This window comes from Aquirufa nivalisilvae (genome assembly GCF_003143535.1).
Taxonomy (GTDB): Bacteria; Bacteroidota; Bacteroidia; order Cytophagales; family Spirosomataceae; genus Aquirufa; species Aquirufa nivalisilvae.
Window position 1 is genome coordinate 2,906,917 of the sequence record NZ_CP029346.1, and the last position, 15,618, is coordinate 2,922,534.

13 protein-coding genes are annotated in these 15,618 nt (G+C 33.1%); all 13 read right to left on the reverse strand.

Annotated elements, in window-relative coordinates; all coding sequences use genetic code 11:
• Nucleotides 1-9: 9 nt before the first annotated feature.
• The 13 genes from asnB (HME7025_RS12435) to hisH all read right to left on the reverse strand — a co-directional run bounded on the left by asnB (HME7025_RS12435) (nt 10) and on the right by hisH (nt 15,608).
• Nucleotides 10-1,911: an asparagine synthase (glutamine-hydrolyzing) gene (gene asnB, locus HME7025_RS12435; protein ID WP_109324520.1), complete on the reverse strand. Its 1,902-nt coding sequence runs from the start codon at nt 1,909-1,911 to the stop codon at nt 10-12.
• Between the two features lie 2 nt (nt 1,912-1,913).
• A complete protein-coding gene (locus HME7025_RS12440; protein ID WP_109324521.1) occupies nt 1,914-3,032 on the reverse strand; it encodes a glycosyltransferase family 4 protein in 1,119 nt (372 codons plus the stop codon).
• Nucleotides 3,033-4,910 (reverse strand): asparagine synthase (glutamine-hydrolyzing), encoded by a 1,878-nt coding sequence (gene asnB, locus HME7025_RS12445; RefSeq protein ID WP_109324522.1) that lies wholly within the window; start codon nt 4,908-4,910, stop codon nt 3,033-3,035.
• 18 nt (nt 4,911-4,928) lie between these two features.
• Complete coding sequence (locus HME7025_RS12450) at nt 4,929-6,290, reverse strand: O-antigen ligase family protein (protein WP_109324523.1); 1,362 nt, start codon at nt 6,288-6,290, stop codon at nt 4,929-4,931.
• Between the two features lie 47 nt (nt 6,291-6,337).
• Entirely contained in the window at nt 6,338-7,243 is a 906-nt protein-coding gene (locus HME7025_RS12455; protein ID WP_109324524.1) for a class I SAM-dependent methyltransferase, read from the reverse strand.
• 228 nt (nt 7,244-7,471) lie between these two features.
• A complete protein-coding gene (locus tag HME7025_RS12460) occupies nt 7,472-8,596 on the reverse strand; it encodes a glycosyltransferase (protein WP_109324529.1) in 1,125 nt (374 codons plus the stop codon).
• The gene (locus tag HME7025_RS12465) at nt 8,597-10,057 is read right to left on the reverse strand and encodes a lipopolysaccharide biosynthesis protein (protein WP_109324532.1); all 1,461 of its coding nucleotides are present in this window, start codon (nt 10,055-10,057) and stop codon (nt 8,597-8,599) included. It lies immediately after the preceding gene.
• Nucleotides 10,058-10,214: 157 nt separating this feature from the next.
• Nucleotides 10,215-10,958, reverse strand: a complete 744-nt coding sequence (locus HME7025_RS12470) for an FkbM family methyltransferase (protein ID WP_109324533.1) — start codon at nt 10,956-10,958, stop codon at nt 10,215-10,217.
• A 16-nt stretch (nt 10,959-10,974) separates the two neighbouring features.
• On the reverse strand, nt 10,975-11,529 hold the full coding sequence (locus HME7025_RS12475; RefSeq protein ID WP_109324538.1) for an acyltransferase: 555 nt from the start codon (nt 11,527-11,529) through the stop codon (nt 10,975-10,977).
• An 11-nt stretch (nt 11,530-11,540) separates the two neighbouring features.
• Nucleotides 11,541-12,938 (reverse strand): capsular polysaccharide export protein, LipB/KpsS family, encoded by a 1,398-nt coding sequence (locus tag HME7025_RS12480; RefSeq protein WP_109324539.1) that lies wholly within the window; start codon nt 12,936-12,938, stop codon nt 11,541-11,543.
• A gap of 34 nt (nt 12,939-12,972) precedes the next feature.
• Nucleotides 12,973-14,166, reverse strand: coding sequence for an N-acetyl sugar amidotransferase (locus tag HME7025_RS12485; RefSeq protein WP_109324540.1), 1,194 nt, complete (start codon nt 14,164-14,166; stop codon nt 12,973-12,975).
• A 9-nt stretch (nt 14,167-14,175) separates the two neighbouring features.
• Nucleotides 14,176-14,979: an imidazole glycerol phosphate synthase subunit HisF gene (gene hisF, locus HME7025_RS12490; protein WP_109324545.1), complete on the reverse strand. Its 804-nt coding sequence runs from the start codon at nt 14,977-14,979 to the stop codon at nt 14,176-14,178.
• An 11-nt stretch (nt 14,980-14,990) separates the two neighbouring features.
• The gene (gene hisH, locus HME7025_RS12495; RefSeq protein WP_109324546.1) at nt 14,991-15,608 is read right to left on the reverse strand and encodes an imidazole glycerol phosphate synthase subunit HisH; all 618 of its coding nucleotides are present in this window, start codon (nt 15,606-15,608) and stop codon (nt 14,991-14,993) included.
• Nucleotides 15,609-15,618 lie beyond the last annotated feature (10 nt).

The following is a 15,618-nucleotide window of genomic DNA, read 5'->3' on the forward strand; positions in this document are numbered from 1 at the left end:
TGGAACTAATCATATCTCATACTTTCTTAAACTAAATTGATTAATCCAACTATCTATTGCCAGTATAGCCCAAATAGGATAGGAGGCATCAATCTTATTTTCTTTATTATCATTGATCAGTTTCCAAACTGCATCATAATCAAAAATTCCTTGTTTCTCTATATTCGACTTAGATAATCGTTGCTCCAACATATCTGACATATCCTCCGTAATCCATTTTCTAACAGGAGCACCAAATCCCGTTTTAGGCCGATAAATTATCTCCTTGGGTAAATACCTCTCTGCCACTTTTTTAAGAAGATACTTTGTCTCTTTCCCCTTCATTTTCATTTCTGGTGGCAGCTTTTGTGCAAACTCCACCAATAAAACATCCAAAAATGGCACCCTTATTTCAACTCCAACAGCCATGCCCATTTTATCGGTATAATTCAAATTATGATCTACCAAGAATGTCTTAAGCTCCCAATAAAGCATCTGATTTAATACACTCTTTTCTTGAGGGATTTGAAGCAACAATTCATCAAAATATAGGCTTGGATCATAGCCATTTAATTCTTGTTGAATTGATTTACTGAATAAGGAATAAATTCTCTCGGAGGACAGCCATTTAAAATAACCCTTCATGCGAGCTGTTGGGGATAAATCCATATTTTCTGAAATCTTCCTTATTCTCCTAAATAGGGCACTCTTAATGGGCAAAATACCTATTATATGTTTTAGCAGTTGCCTAATACCATTAGGAATTTTCCTTAAGATTGACTCCAATAAAAGGGCTTGATGCCTTCTATAGCCCGAAAACAAATCATCTCCTCCAGTCCCTCCAATCAATACTTTTATTCCCTTTTCTCTTGCTAACTTAGCTATATTCAATACATTAATGGGAGCCGCATCCGCTTGAGGCTCATCTAAATGCCAAATCATTTGATCAAAGCTATCAACGATATCAATGGTCGCTTTAACAATATGTAAATCTACCTCTAAAAAATCAGCGGCTTTTGTAGCATAAACTAAATCATCTGCAAAGTCTTCCATTTTACTATTCTGTGAATCTATGTCAATAGTAAAACAAGGGAATTTTCTCTCTGGATAAATTTTCTTGGCAATGGCTACTAATAAAGTGGAATCTAGGCCTCCCGACAAAAAGAAACCAACTGGTACATCTGAGAGCATTTGTCTATCCACTGCTTGAATCAATAATTGATCCAATTGATTAATTAGCTCCTCCTCTGTATCTTGAAGATGTTCACCATCTAAATTAGGTTGATAAAAGGAAATAGGTTTTGCTTGTTGAAATTCAGAAATATTAAATTTCAAATAATGTCCTGGAAGTAATTTTTTAACTAGCTTAAAGGGTGTTTTTTCGCCAGGAGACCATAAATAACTTAAATAATTCATCAACGCTTCATTGTCCAAATCCTTTTGGATTGGTAATGATAGAAATGTTTTTATTTCCGAAGAAAATAAAAACAAGTGCTCATCTTGATATAGATACAAAGGCTTCACACCAAAATGATCTCTTGCAATAAAAAGCTCTTTTGTGTGTAAATCAAATACGGAAAAACTAAAAATTCCGTTAAACATAGAAAGGCATTCTATACCATGCTTGATGTATGCATATAACACGGTTTCTGTATCTCCCGAAGATTTAAAGTCAAATTCTCCAAGTGATTGCCTTATCTCCAAATGGTTGTAAATTTCCCCATTAAAAACGATAACAAATCGCCCATCTTTTGAGAACATGGGTTGATTCCCATTTTCAGATAAATCTTGAATTGACAATCTAGTGTGTCCTAGAAATAGCTCCCCCTCTTGAAAAAACCCTTGGCTATCTGGCCCCCTATGTGAAATAGAAGTTAAAATAGTAGAACTATTAACTTCTAACAAACCAATTATACCAACTATTCCACACATAATTAACCCTTATTTATAATTTTAGCCAATTTTAATGCAGCATTTGAAATGGAATGAGAGCTTATAATTAAATCTCTAGCTTGTTTTATCATTCGATTTCGTTGTTCCGGATTATCTAAAACATAGGCTATTCCTTGAGCAATGGCTTTGACATCGTTTACTTCCACTAATATGCCTGTTTCCTTATTTTGTATCAATTCTGATACGGCACCGACATTCGTAGCAATACTTACCACTCCAGAGGCCATGGCTTCCATTAACGAATTAGGCATACCCTCTGCATAGGAAGGTAAAACAAAAACATCAGCATGATATAAATAATCACTTTTTTCTTGTCCATGTAGCCAGCCAGGAAACTCATATTGATGATTCGTATGTGATAATTGACTTACAAGTTGAATTAGATTATTTTTCCCAGGGCCGTCTCCCATAAAAACTATTTTAAGCTTATAGTCTACTAAAAGATTGGATTCTAAAGCTTGTAATAAATCAAAAACACCTTTATCTTCTTGAATCCATCCCATAAATAAGATAGTAGGAACTTCTGCTACATTATTATGTACATTTTGCGGAATTTTATATAGATACTTGTCAGTATCTATCCAGTTAGGAATCACCACATAATTCGTCTGACTTTCCTCCACTTGAATGCCTTTAAAAAAACCTTCCCAATAATTCCCTTGGCATATGACATAGTAACATTTAGATAAAATGAAAGGAACATACTTTGCCGCAAACGCACTATTTTTTATATCAAAAACTAATGATCCCCCTCTTGGAGCAAAAATGCATTTGACCCGCATCATAGAAGAAATCACAGCGATTAAGCCTTTTTCATAAATACTTGGAACATTTGCCGAAAAAATCAATGTGAAATCCGGCCGTTTCAAAACCATTAAAAATATAAATTTAATAACCCGACTTATGGCACTAAACATCCGAATGTATACAGGAGGAGGAGGTACAGAATTACCAGTTGTATCTAAAAGTACCCAATCCACACTTTCTGATAAACTAGAATTAATCAATGATTTACAAGCATACATTTGTCCTCCAACACTCCCATCTTTCGCTTTTTCTACAAAAGACCCCACAAAAAGCACTTTCTTTTTCCCCTTCATCTAAACAGTTACATCAAACCTTTTAATCCACCCTGAAAGCATCATTAGACTCCACAATTGATGCGTTTTTCTATAAATACTTCCACTTCCATTATCTTTTGTTCCAGTTATACCACTTCGTAAAACTTTCTCTAATGACCTTCTTTCAAATAGTTCTACCATATAAGGGGCAAGAAGCAATTGCTTCGCTAGAGATTTGAATTCCTCATTCCTAAAATCATGAAGCGGGATACTAAATCCTGATTTAGGATGATTAAACACCTCCTCAGGTAAGCTGTTTTCCATCATCTTTCTTATTACTAATTTACCTAAACCCTTGTTCCTTAAAAATTGATCTGGTAATACACAACTAGCTTCAAATAAAACAGGATCTAAAAAAGGACTTCGAACTTCTAACGAGTTAGCCATACTCATTCGATCCACTTTAATTAACATATCCAAAGGAAGATCATATTTTATGCGGTAGCGCATGGCATTGCGCAATAAACTATCTTCTGACTGGTATTCTTCAAACTCTGGATAATCTAGCTCCCCTTGAAACAATTCTTCCAATTCGCTAGAATCAAATAAGGCATGTGTTTCTTGTATTAACCGAGGAATGGGTAATCCTGAAATCTTTAACACCTTGGTCAACTGCCTTAATTTATTGTTATTCAATCCTTGATTTAAAGTAGAAATACCCCAATGTCCTAAACTTCTTAGTCCCGGAGGTACACTAGACATCGATCTTAGCGTCGACAACCAATCAAATACCGTATAGCCTCCAAATACCTCATCGCCTCCATCTCCAGAAAGCGCAACTTTGACATATTTTGAAATTTCTCCCGTGACAATATCTGTAGGAATTGCAGAGGAATCAGGGAAAGGAAGACCAACATGATCCAGTATCCTCCAAAATTGAACCTCTTTAAATTGACTATTTTCAATAACAATTTCATGATGATCCGTTTGATACCTTTCTGAAACTAAGCGAGCTATTTTACTTTCATCATAGCCTTTCGTTTGAAATTTGACAGTAAAAGTTTGAATAGGCTTATCACTTAATTGCGCCATCATAGCAACCACACTACTTGAATCTATGCCTCCAGATAAAAACGCTCCAATCGGCACATCACTGACCAGTTGTTTCTGTACTGCTTTTTCATAATATGGCTTTATAAAATGTGCCGCATCTTCCAAGGATTGAATATTAGAATCTGGCCGATATGTTATATGAGCATAGGATGTAATGGATATTTGACGGTCTGAAGATAATTCTAAATAGCATCCTGGTGGTAAGGTAAAAACATGTTTTAATAATGTTGAAGGCTCGTCTACATACCCTAGACGAATATAGCTTCCCAGTTTAGACTTATTTAACCTTGGGACAAAAGCTTTACTTTCTAGTAATGATTTAACTTCAGACGAAAAGATAAAATTACCATCCTCAAAATGGTAGTAAAAAGGTTTTTCTCCAAAACGATCTCTTGCAAAAAAATAGGAGTTTTCAACAAGATCATAAATGCAAAATGCAAACATCCCTTGCAATTTGCATACCATGTCTTTCCCAAAATACTTAAATAAATTAACAACTACTTCTGTATCAGAATTTGATTTAAATTCACAAGAAAGTGCTATTAAAGTTTCTCTTAACTCTTTGTAATTATAGATTTCGCCATTGAAAAAAATCAAATACCTTCCGCAATCAGAATATAGTGGTTGTTTACCCGTTTTTAAATCAATGATGGCAAGTCGCCTCATGGCTAAAGTACATGTTTCATTAGAAAAAAAGCCATCATCATCTGGTCCCCGATGATAAATAGCTTGATTCATTCTTCGTACTTGTACTTCCCGATCTTCCTTAGCTTCTTTACTAATTACCCCACAAATACCACACATACATTTCTTTTCATTACTTTAATTAACTACAATATTTTCTAATGGTAGTTTACGCTTTTTTATTATTTGATCTCTCTGATTATTCAAAGCATAAGCTACTCCAACTGGTAAGTACATAATTGTTGTATTAAAAAACCCAATTAAGGTATTTGTGTGGATCAAAGATGCACCTCCAATACAGCAAAATACCATAAAACCCTGCAATCCATATGGCTTTAACACACAGTAGAAAGCCCTTAAAAATAAAAAATATAAACACACCGTTAAAATCCAGCCAATAATTCCATTTGCTGAAATATAATACAAAAAAGCATTATGCGGATTTGCATTCAAACTACTATCCTCTTCACTCATTTCTCCCGTTGAATAAGCATTAGTTTTGCTTATTGCTTTAAAAAATCCATTATACCCGACACCAAACATGGGATTGTCAACGAATACTTCACCTACCGCAAAATAATAATATAATCTTTCCATATCTCCACTATCAATAGCACCAGAGGAATCATCCCCAATTTTTTGTTCATAAAATGCTGATGCTCCTTCTGTTATAATTTCACCTGTGGAAGAAATAAACAACCAAGTAAAAAAGGAAAATAAGAAAACAAATAAATAAGCAATTCGTTTAATAATAAGTTGTGGCCTTGAGGATCTAAACTGAAGAAATAAAACGGACAAAATACCTAACAATCCCATTAGCATCCCTAACTTGGAATAACTAATCATCAACAAAAAACTATTGATCAAGATGTAAAGTATCACCAATAATTTATCCATTTTTTTAGTCGCTAAAACAGAAAACCAAGCGGCTAAAAACATTAAAAAACCTGCAGACCCTCCTGGCCCATTTTGGCCCAATAACATAGGTAATCCTCCTAATAGCCGAATAGGATTACTGAAAGTAAAATAAAGGTTTACAATGCCCGAAACAGTAAGCCCTAGCATAAAAACTCTCAATACTATAACTGGCCCAAAATTACTTGTCCAGAAAACTACAAATAAAAAAAACAAGGCAAATAAGGATAATTTAATTGCCTCAAAATAATCCGAAATAATTTCAAAATTGACAAAGCTTGATAGTATGCCTGCTATGGATAAACCTATTATTGCAAGAGCAAATTGTAGGGCTTTTTTAAATTTAAGCGTGTCATTAATATACCGAAACCCAATAAAAAATAAATACAGTATAAATAAAAAATCTGCTAAAAAAACACCATGTATAACCTCAAAATTCATTGCCCATTGAGGTAAATTAGTAAGAACAATATTTGAACTGTCAGAATATGGTACGGGTAATATGAATTGATAGCCATTCGCAAAAAGTATAATGTATATATACCATTTATGCAGTATACTCACCTCTTGCCTTAGGGAAATCATAATTAAATTAAATTATATTATTTAAATAGTGGACTTAAGAAGCAGTATTATTTGACAAATCTTGCCTCAACACCATTTCCACCATGGGCAATATATTCAACTTTAAAATTCTTAGATAACAAAAAATTATTAATAGCCCTTTTTGACAAATGTCTTTTATATGGGTCGGCTAATGAATCATGAGTATCTAGTAAAGACCACTCTTTTTGTAACTCATCGGTCAATTCGGGATAAGCTTTAAAATATACGTGAATAGGCGAGATGCGAGATAATAAAATCTGAATAAAATATAAATTCCGAACTACATAATGGAAAGGATAAAAGAAATTAAATATCCCTTCAATAATCTTATATTTTTGATCTTTATTAAAAAATGAAATTATTTTTCGAAAAAAGAATGTTGTCTTTGTATAATAACTCAATGTATGTGTATAGTGGTCCAACACGTAGGTACCCCCTTTTTTCAATACTCTTTGCGAATTAATAATTGAAATGAACGTATTAGGTGTATGCTGTAATACCCCTACACAAACAATAAAATCAAAAACTTCATCTTTAAAAGGAAGATTGTTCATGTCAGCTTGAACAATAAAATGGTTATCAGATATTGGAAAGTTTTTTTTATTGGCAATGACTGCCGTACTCATATCTACTGAAACAACTTTTGCGCCATATTTTAGAAGCACTTCTGTAAATCTTCCTGAACCACATCCAATTTCAAGTACAATTTTATCTCTTAATCGTTGTAAATTGCCGATTAATCGTTCTAATCTAACTTCAGTAATATCCGTTTGAGTATATGAATCCAATTGAGTTTTTGTAAACTTATTCCACTGTAATCCAAAACTCTCAGAATAATCTAAATAGCTTTTTGCGAATGTAGGAATATCATCATCAACATATTCAATATTAACAGGGTTTATCAATAGCTGCTCTAATAATGTTTTACTCATAATTTTAAAGTGATTTATAACATTAGTAATTATTTATTTACTTATATAACGAAAATTTATTTTCATTTAATTGATTTCATTTTTGTTGTAAAAAAATCATTTAATGATAGAAATTATCTCCAATCTTTTAATTCTACTATGAATCATTCGCATTCTCAGCCAAGTAATTTTATAAAGTAACATATTCAATTTTAATAGCAAAGTGAGGGTACTTTAGAATTATAATTTTTAGGACTTTATATCTATATCTAGGTCCATTAATAAAATATCTAAGTATTTATTAGCTATATCATTCGAATTGTAAAGTTCCAACACATTCTTAATGGGTTGCTTTTCTAATTGTCCATGAAGGCCTTTTTCTATTCCTAATGCCATAGCCTCATCATCTCCCATATTAACCAAATAGCCAAATTTTCCACCTTGTAATATTTCGAATGGGCCGCTGGGACAATTGGTCGCCACGATTTGCTTTTGAAAAACTACTGCCTGAATAAGAGAATTAGGCATTCCTTCATATAGAGAAGAAAGCACAAAAACTGCCGCTCTCTTAAGGAAAGGAAAGGGATTAACAATAAATCCTGGCAATATCACATGGTCATTAAGATTATTTTTATCAATCAATAACTCCAACTGTTTTCTTTGATTTCCTTCCCCTAAAATAACAAGAACTGCATCGATATTCAATCTTACTTTTTTAAAGGCATTGATTAAGGTCATAAAATCTTTTTGCCCAGTTAATCGCCCAATCGCTAGAACAATTTTTTTATCAGGAGGAATAGAATATAGAATTTCATTATATTCATGGGCAAATTGAAAACATTTATCTACATGTATTGGGTTATAAATTACTTTAACCTTCATGGGATTTAATCCATAGTACTTTACTAAATCTTTCGATACTCCATGTGAAGGGGCTATGATCATGTCGGCATTCTTTAATGCCCATTTTCTGAAATGAGTAATTAAATATTCAAAGTTGCCTTTTTTAAATTGATCATCAGCACTAGCCGTTATGGCTTCTCGTAATATTACTCGAGTATTTACTCTTGCCATTTTTTTTGCTAAAACTGCAATAATATTAGTCATCAATAATGTTGACAATATTACTTTTGGCCTAAATTTCCTTAGATAGGAAATTAATGGAATTAAAGAATAAATATTTTTGGAGACCCCAAAGGAAATGATGTTAACCTTTTCATCTATTTCACGCAAGTAGGGGCCTGTAGCATTTACAAGAAGTAAATCAACTTTAAAACCTTTATCAACAAACTCATTGGCGAGTGACGCAATTACTCGCTCAGCCCCCCCTCCTTCCAAATTAGGAATAAATATTGTAATTGTCTTATTCCGCATTTATAAAGACCTAAATTTCAACTTGAGGGATTGAAATACTCGAATCATTGCCTGTATTTCTGAACTACTTAACATTTTGATTGAAAAAAACAATCCCACAAAAAATAAAATACCTTGCCAAAATATAGTAGGAATACTTAGTATTTGATTCATTTGAGCATTAAAAAGTAGAACTATGCAACCTAATCCAAACATGAGAAATGACTTCATGTCATAAGGAATAAATCTATAATACTGGGAACTAAAATAAGTTACCACTATTCTTCCTATGGCAGACAATAATAAAGCTAAACCAGCTGCAGTAATACCCAATTGACTTGTATACATTGAAAGAATTAAAATACTAATTAAAAAGGACACGAAAGATCCCACTGTTATCCAAATCGTTTTTTTTGCTAATTGACAACCTAATTGAAGATTAGATTCACATTCTCCAATAATGCAACCTATCGAAAACAAGGCAAAAGTAATGCCAACATCATGGTAAGTAGATGGAGCAAAAATGGCTAGCAATGGATGTATAAATAAGGTTAAAAGAAAAGTCATTAAAAATCCGCCCGACATAAATAAGCGCATAGTACTTACATAAAATGTATCTCCATCTTTATCCTCAATATATGTCATAGCCAAAGGAAGCCAAGCAGACCGGAATGAGATCGCAAATAAACCAATCAAGTTTTGGATTTTCATGGAAACGGCTAATAGAGCACTATCTTCTGGACCTAAAATGCCATACACAAAAAAACGGCCTACATAGGTTGCTGAAAAACCTAACCACCATCCTGGAATCAGGGGCACACAATAGGCAAAAAGAGGTTTAAGAATCTGTCTATCGATACATAATTGGATTTTATTTCCCAAACCAACATAAACAATTAATCCACCAATAATTTTACCCGCAAGCATAGTTGCTATCACACCTGTAATGCCCCAACCTAATAGGACTGTCGTAATGACGCTTCCTAAAGAAGTAAAAATAGTACTTAACAAAGCTCCAGAGGCAAAGGGGATTTTTGCCCGAAGCATCCTGGCTTGCATGATTAATGCATCAAAGGAAATAGAAACGGGGACAAAAACTAGTATTAAAACCCAGGGTATTTTATTTTCTAAAAATGAGGGCATAAAGTTAAATTCCAAAAATCCTCCCATACCAAATATGGAAATCAGGATAGCTAGGCATAGGCCTACCATAAAACGAAAAAATATCACCGTTCCCCCAAATCTATCCCCCAAGCCTTTTGATACAAATTCTAAATATAAGCGAGAAATCCCTGAAATAAACTGAAAATCAATTAGGACACTTAAGACAGAAAGCAAAATGAGCAACATGTCTAATTTCCCAAAGTCTTTCTGATCCAGAATTCTAGTGTAAAATGGAACCAAAATTAGACTTACAGAACGCTGTATCAGATCGATTATACCATAAAAGGCAAAATCGCCTGCCAGTTTTTTTATACTCATAACTACCTAAATTTCAGCCATTCAAAGTCTTAATATTCCCATTTTCTCAAGTTAATTGCGTAATGTTAAAAAATACTGGGAGGCTATTGTGATTTATGAAAGCACAAAAATTACTTCTAAAAAGAGGAATTAATCAAAAGCAAAGTGGAGAAAAAAATTACGCCCAGTTATAATAGATATTATTCACATTCATCTGGAACGTTCTTTTCTTTAATTGGAGGGTCGATTCTACTAGATCTGGAATCGTATTTTCATGGGTCTCTACAAAGATATATTGAATCTTTTTATCAAGTCCAGCGTCTAAAAGTGCATTAATTAATTCTACCTCAGCTCCTTCAATATCAACTTTCAATATTTGAATATTTTTTCCCAACGATTTAAGAAAATCTAAAAAATTCAAAACTTCTACTTCATAAAAATTACTATTATCCACATTGGGTTTACTGGAAAGCAAGGAGGAGGATACAGAAAAGAGTAATTCATTTTGTTCCGCTTCTTTATGCAGATATAGTTTAGCCGTTTTAGTTTCAATTCCAACGGCCTTATTTATCAGATGCAAATTAGGCGCAGTTCCAAGATTTTCTGAAAGTTGCTTAAAGGCAACAGGATTAGGCTCAAAACAATAAATTGAGGGCTCGTATTTCAAAAGTGGTTTCATAATGGCCCCTACATTTGCACCACAATCAATAACTACGGAATTTGAATTTAATTCCTTTGAAATGAAAAAAGGAACTCGATGAATATTAAATTGAAATATATTTCTAATGGAAAAAGCAATCTTTGAAAATACAAGATGAACATTAAAATTCAATTCAATGATGACCCTAATATATTTTTTTAGACCAAAGTATAAATGAGGTATCATTAAAAATTTTAAAAAAGACTTGATTATTTTTTTCATCTTATTTAGCAAACACTTATTGTTTATTAATTTTTATATTCTTAATAATTCTGGCGGGAATTCCTCCAACAATTGAACTTGAATCTACAGACTTGTTAACCACAGCCCCAGCTGCAATAACTGAATTAAATCCAATACTAACTCCATCTAGTATTCTACAACCTGAGCCTATCCAAACATTATTTTGAATTGATATGCCCTTACTAGTCAGTCCACTTTCATGCAAATTTTTCTCAGAATCCCCTATAATGTGATTCGCAGGAATAATAACAGAATGGCTGGCAATCCTAACACTATTGCCAATTTGAACTCCACCATGACCATAAATAATAGAAAATGGGTTAAGGCTACAATGATCTCCAATGCTAATTTCTCCTCCATAACTTAATATCATAGCATAAGGATGTATTTCACAATTTTTCCCAATGATTATTTTACCCTTACCTGAATTCTTAATTTCTGCTTTAGATGAAATATAACACGATGGATGAATGTGAATATCTTGACCAATAAACCGGAATTTAAAGATTATAGAATTGATTAAATATTTAAGTTTTCTTTTTAATCCCATTTTCAAGAAAATTAGTTTCTAAAAACAATTAATCTTTCAAATAACTTCACATAATTATCGACCTCTACATCTGTTAATCCTTGCTGCATCGTTATTACCCAATCATCAGATGAGGCAGGCATATAGTTTTTCAAATAATGAGCCAATCCGTGGATGATCTCATCTTTACTTGGTTCTTGCTCTCTTAATTTATTCTTCACAATACTTGGCAAATCCTCCAATAATTGAACTTTCGTTGCAGTTGAAAATCGAGTAACTGGAGAGTCTCCAAACATGACAACTTGCTTTCCTAGAAGGCATCCTTCTAAACCAATGGTTCCCTGAATGGAGAATATCATACTGGCGTTTTCGATAAAACTTCTAGAACTAACATTAGGTGAAACAATTTTCACACCAGGTATTTCCAAATATTTTTTCAACTGACTATTTGAATAATTATCCGCATCACTGATATGAATTTTTATACATAAATCATGTCCAATGGGCATGGATCTAGCTATTGCCTCCACTACTTGAAATTGATTGGAATAAAAAGGGGCCCAAACATCAATACTTGATTCAGGTTGCATATGAAAACCATAAAAGAAGAAAGGCCGTTCTGGGATTTCGGATATATATAGATTCTTATCTCTAAAAAAAATATTAGATTTCTTCCATATATATTGAAATATAAGCCTCTTTAAAGGATATTCAATAAATCGATTTCTTCCATAAATTAGAGATTTTGTAATCCTACTCAATAAGGCATTAATGTGAAATGGAATACGCTTAATAATATCTAAAGTAGAAACCACCGATTTATAAGCTGGGGCTGTAATTCGTTGATCTAGCCAATTTTCTAATACTTGTGTGGCAAAAGCTATATTCTCCTGTTCAGATTTAACCAATATCTCAAATTCTCGATTGGGATTTGGGTAATCACAAATTGTTACCAATTTGTGAGGAATTACAGAAAATTTCGTAACATAAAATGGGATATTGTATTTAATGGCAACAATTTTTGCCAATCCAGGCAAAACAGAATCCCAAGACCCAAGAACATAATGAGGTTTTACTTTAGTAATTACATTCTCTAAAGATTTTAATATTACAGAAATATATGTTAGAGCATTTTCATATTTAATATGCTTTAAAACACGATCAGTTAGAATTAAATTATTCAACGAATAAGTGGAATATTTTTCCATTTCAATTAGATAAGAAATATCTAAATCTCCACTATCTACATCCTTTTGATCTGGGATCTTATTAAAATTTTCTTTTTGAAAAGATTTTGATAATTTATCAAATACATCACTATAAACAAAATGTTGAAATACTAAATTTGATTTACTCTCTACTTTAAATAAAACCCCTTCGATAAGATTTATATCCCAGCCTATAGTTAATATTTTACTGTTATTCTCCATTTAATATTTAGTCAATTTTAGATTAGTTTTTTAATCAATTAACTCTGATATATTTCTCATGTTTATCATTTGATAAATAAACTTTCCCATAAGCAGATGGTTCTCCCCAAATATTATTTTTCCACCATTGCCCATCTTGAATCCACCAAACCCTTGGATCACGAAATGTATCTGCAATTTCCCAAAACTCAGTTTCGCTCAAATTGACATATTCTAACCAATGGTAAAGATCGCTAGATACCACATGGTCATATTTTCTAACCATTTCGATACCTTTTTCTCTGGTCATATAACCTGAACGTATATCCTTAGATGCGTGATCAGAGGCTCTGCCGTAACCAAACTTGACAAATTTCAATAGGTCATGTGCTCCGTTTTCGTATCGGTCGTCTAAGTTGGACATTTTTCTATAGGTACGTTCAAATTCGCGATCACCTGTTTTCCAGCCATATTTCTCCTGAACCAATTTAGTATGTTGATTAGGATCCCATTTAAAATAATTACCAATATAAATACCTCGAACACCTACATTGAGTATTTCATCATCGTTTGGATACTTTGCCCAAATCAAATCCTTTTCTGATATTTTCTCAGATTCATCATCTATCATGTCATACCACTCAAAGCCCCGTAAATCGTGTTCATGCCTCATCCTGGCACTAAATTCTGGATAATCATCGGCATCAAACATGCCCGCTACATCCCATAAAGTTTCCCCCCAAATAATAAGAGGTATATTAAATTTAACAGCAATCTGTATGGGATATGTAACAATACCACAATGTGCATGCCAATTCATGTCACCCATCTTCTTGAAGCACAGGCGATTCAATTTCTTAAGAGTCTCTACACCTGGCCCAAAAACAATGTGATCTGCATTAAAAACTTGTCGCATCAAATCACGATTATAATCCCCTTCTGGTAAATAATTATTCCCATGATAGGTGACCAAAAGAGCTTTTAATCCATAATCTGAAACCATTTTATGAGCTTGATAAAAGCTATCTTTACCACCACTCACTGGTATTATACAATCATAATTGGAAGTATTGTCTTTAATAATTTCCTTTATAGTTTCTTCAAATTTCAATTTTCGAGATGCCCACTTTTCTTCAGTAAAAAGTTCTGTTTGTTCATGCGATCGACATGCAGAACAGATACCTTCATCATCCAAATTTAAAGCAACTGCGTTTATGGGATAAACACATCTTTTACAATAACTAGTCATGAATTAAATTTATTTACGATTAAAAATTTTACGAATATTATACCCTCTATCAACGAGGTAGTTTTTAGCTAAAAATACACTTTGGTCCATGTATTGAAATATATTCGCTGCTGCCACAGCATCAACGTTTGTTTCAGATAATGCTTCAGCAAAATGGCTAAAGTCTCCTACTCCTCCTAAAGCAATAACTGGAATATTAACAGCATTGGCCACCTCATCTAATAATTCAATATCATAGCCTGTTTTTGTGCCATCGCGATCAACAGAATTAATCAATAATTCACCCGCTCCGGAATCCTCCATTTTTTTTACCCAATCTTTTACCTTGTGAGGGGTTATTTCACGACCACCGTCACCCATGACAACATACTGATTATCAATGCGTCTGGCATCTATGGAAACGATGATACACTGGGAACCAAATTCTCGAGATGAACTATAAATAAAGTTCGGGTCAGCAAGAGCCTGCGTATTGATAGACACTTTATCTGCACAAAGGGAAAGCCTTGTTTGTATATCATCAAGTGTTCGGATACCTCCACCTACGGTAATAGGCATAAAGGTGACTTTGGAGACATCTGCCAAAATATCTAATAGAGTATGGTGATTGGGGTGACCAAGATCATCCCTTCGCATATCAAAGGATTCATCTCTTGATATATTCAGATAAATCAACTCATCAGATTCCCATTCGCTGAATCTCTTCACCGAACTCATAGGATTACCGATATTCTGGTATCTTTTAAATTCCTTACTTTGAACTAGCCAACCATTTCGAAGTAATACAACTGGAATTAATCTTTTTTTCTTCATGGTAAATCTTTCTATTTCAAATGAATGAAATTTTCAATCAATTTTTTTCCAGCATAGTGGCTCTTTTCAGGGTGGAATTGAACACCAAACAAATTGTTTAATTCGATGGCAGAACAAAATTCCTCACCGTAGGTAGTCGTTGAGATAATTAAATCTTTATTTATAGGTTTAAATGCATAGCTGTGTACAAAATAGAAATCAGACTTATCTTCAATACTTTGAAATAACTTTGACTCTTTCTTTATTGATATACTATTCCAACCTACATGTGGTAAAGGAAATCCATTTGAATTTAATTTAACTATCTCGCCATCAATCCATTCTAGACCTTTATTTTCTTCAAATTCAAAACCAACAGTAGCCATAACCTGCATTCCAACACAAATACCTAAAAATGGTTTTTTCTTGACAAATAAAGAATCCATCAAAAAGTCCATGGGAATAGTCTGGTGTATCTTTTCCATGGAAGTTCCGAAGGCTCCTACCCCGGGTAGTACAATATGAGTAGCTTCCTCAATAGCAGAAATACTATTGGAAATTGAAACTTCGGGTAAAAGAGACTCAATCAGGTTAAATACTGATTTTGTATTTCCTGAGCCATAATCCAATATACAAACTTTTGTACTCATAAATAACTAT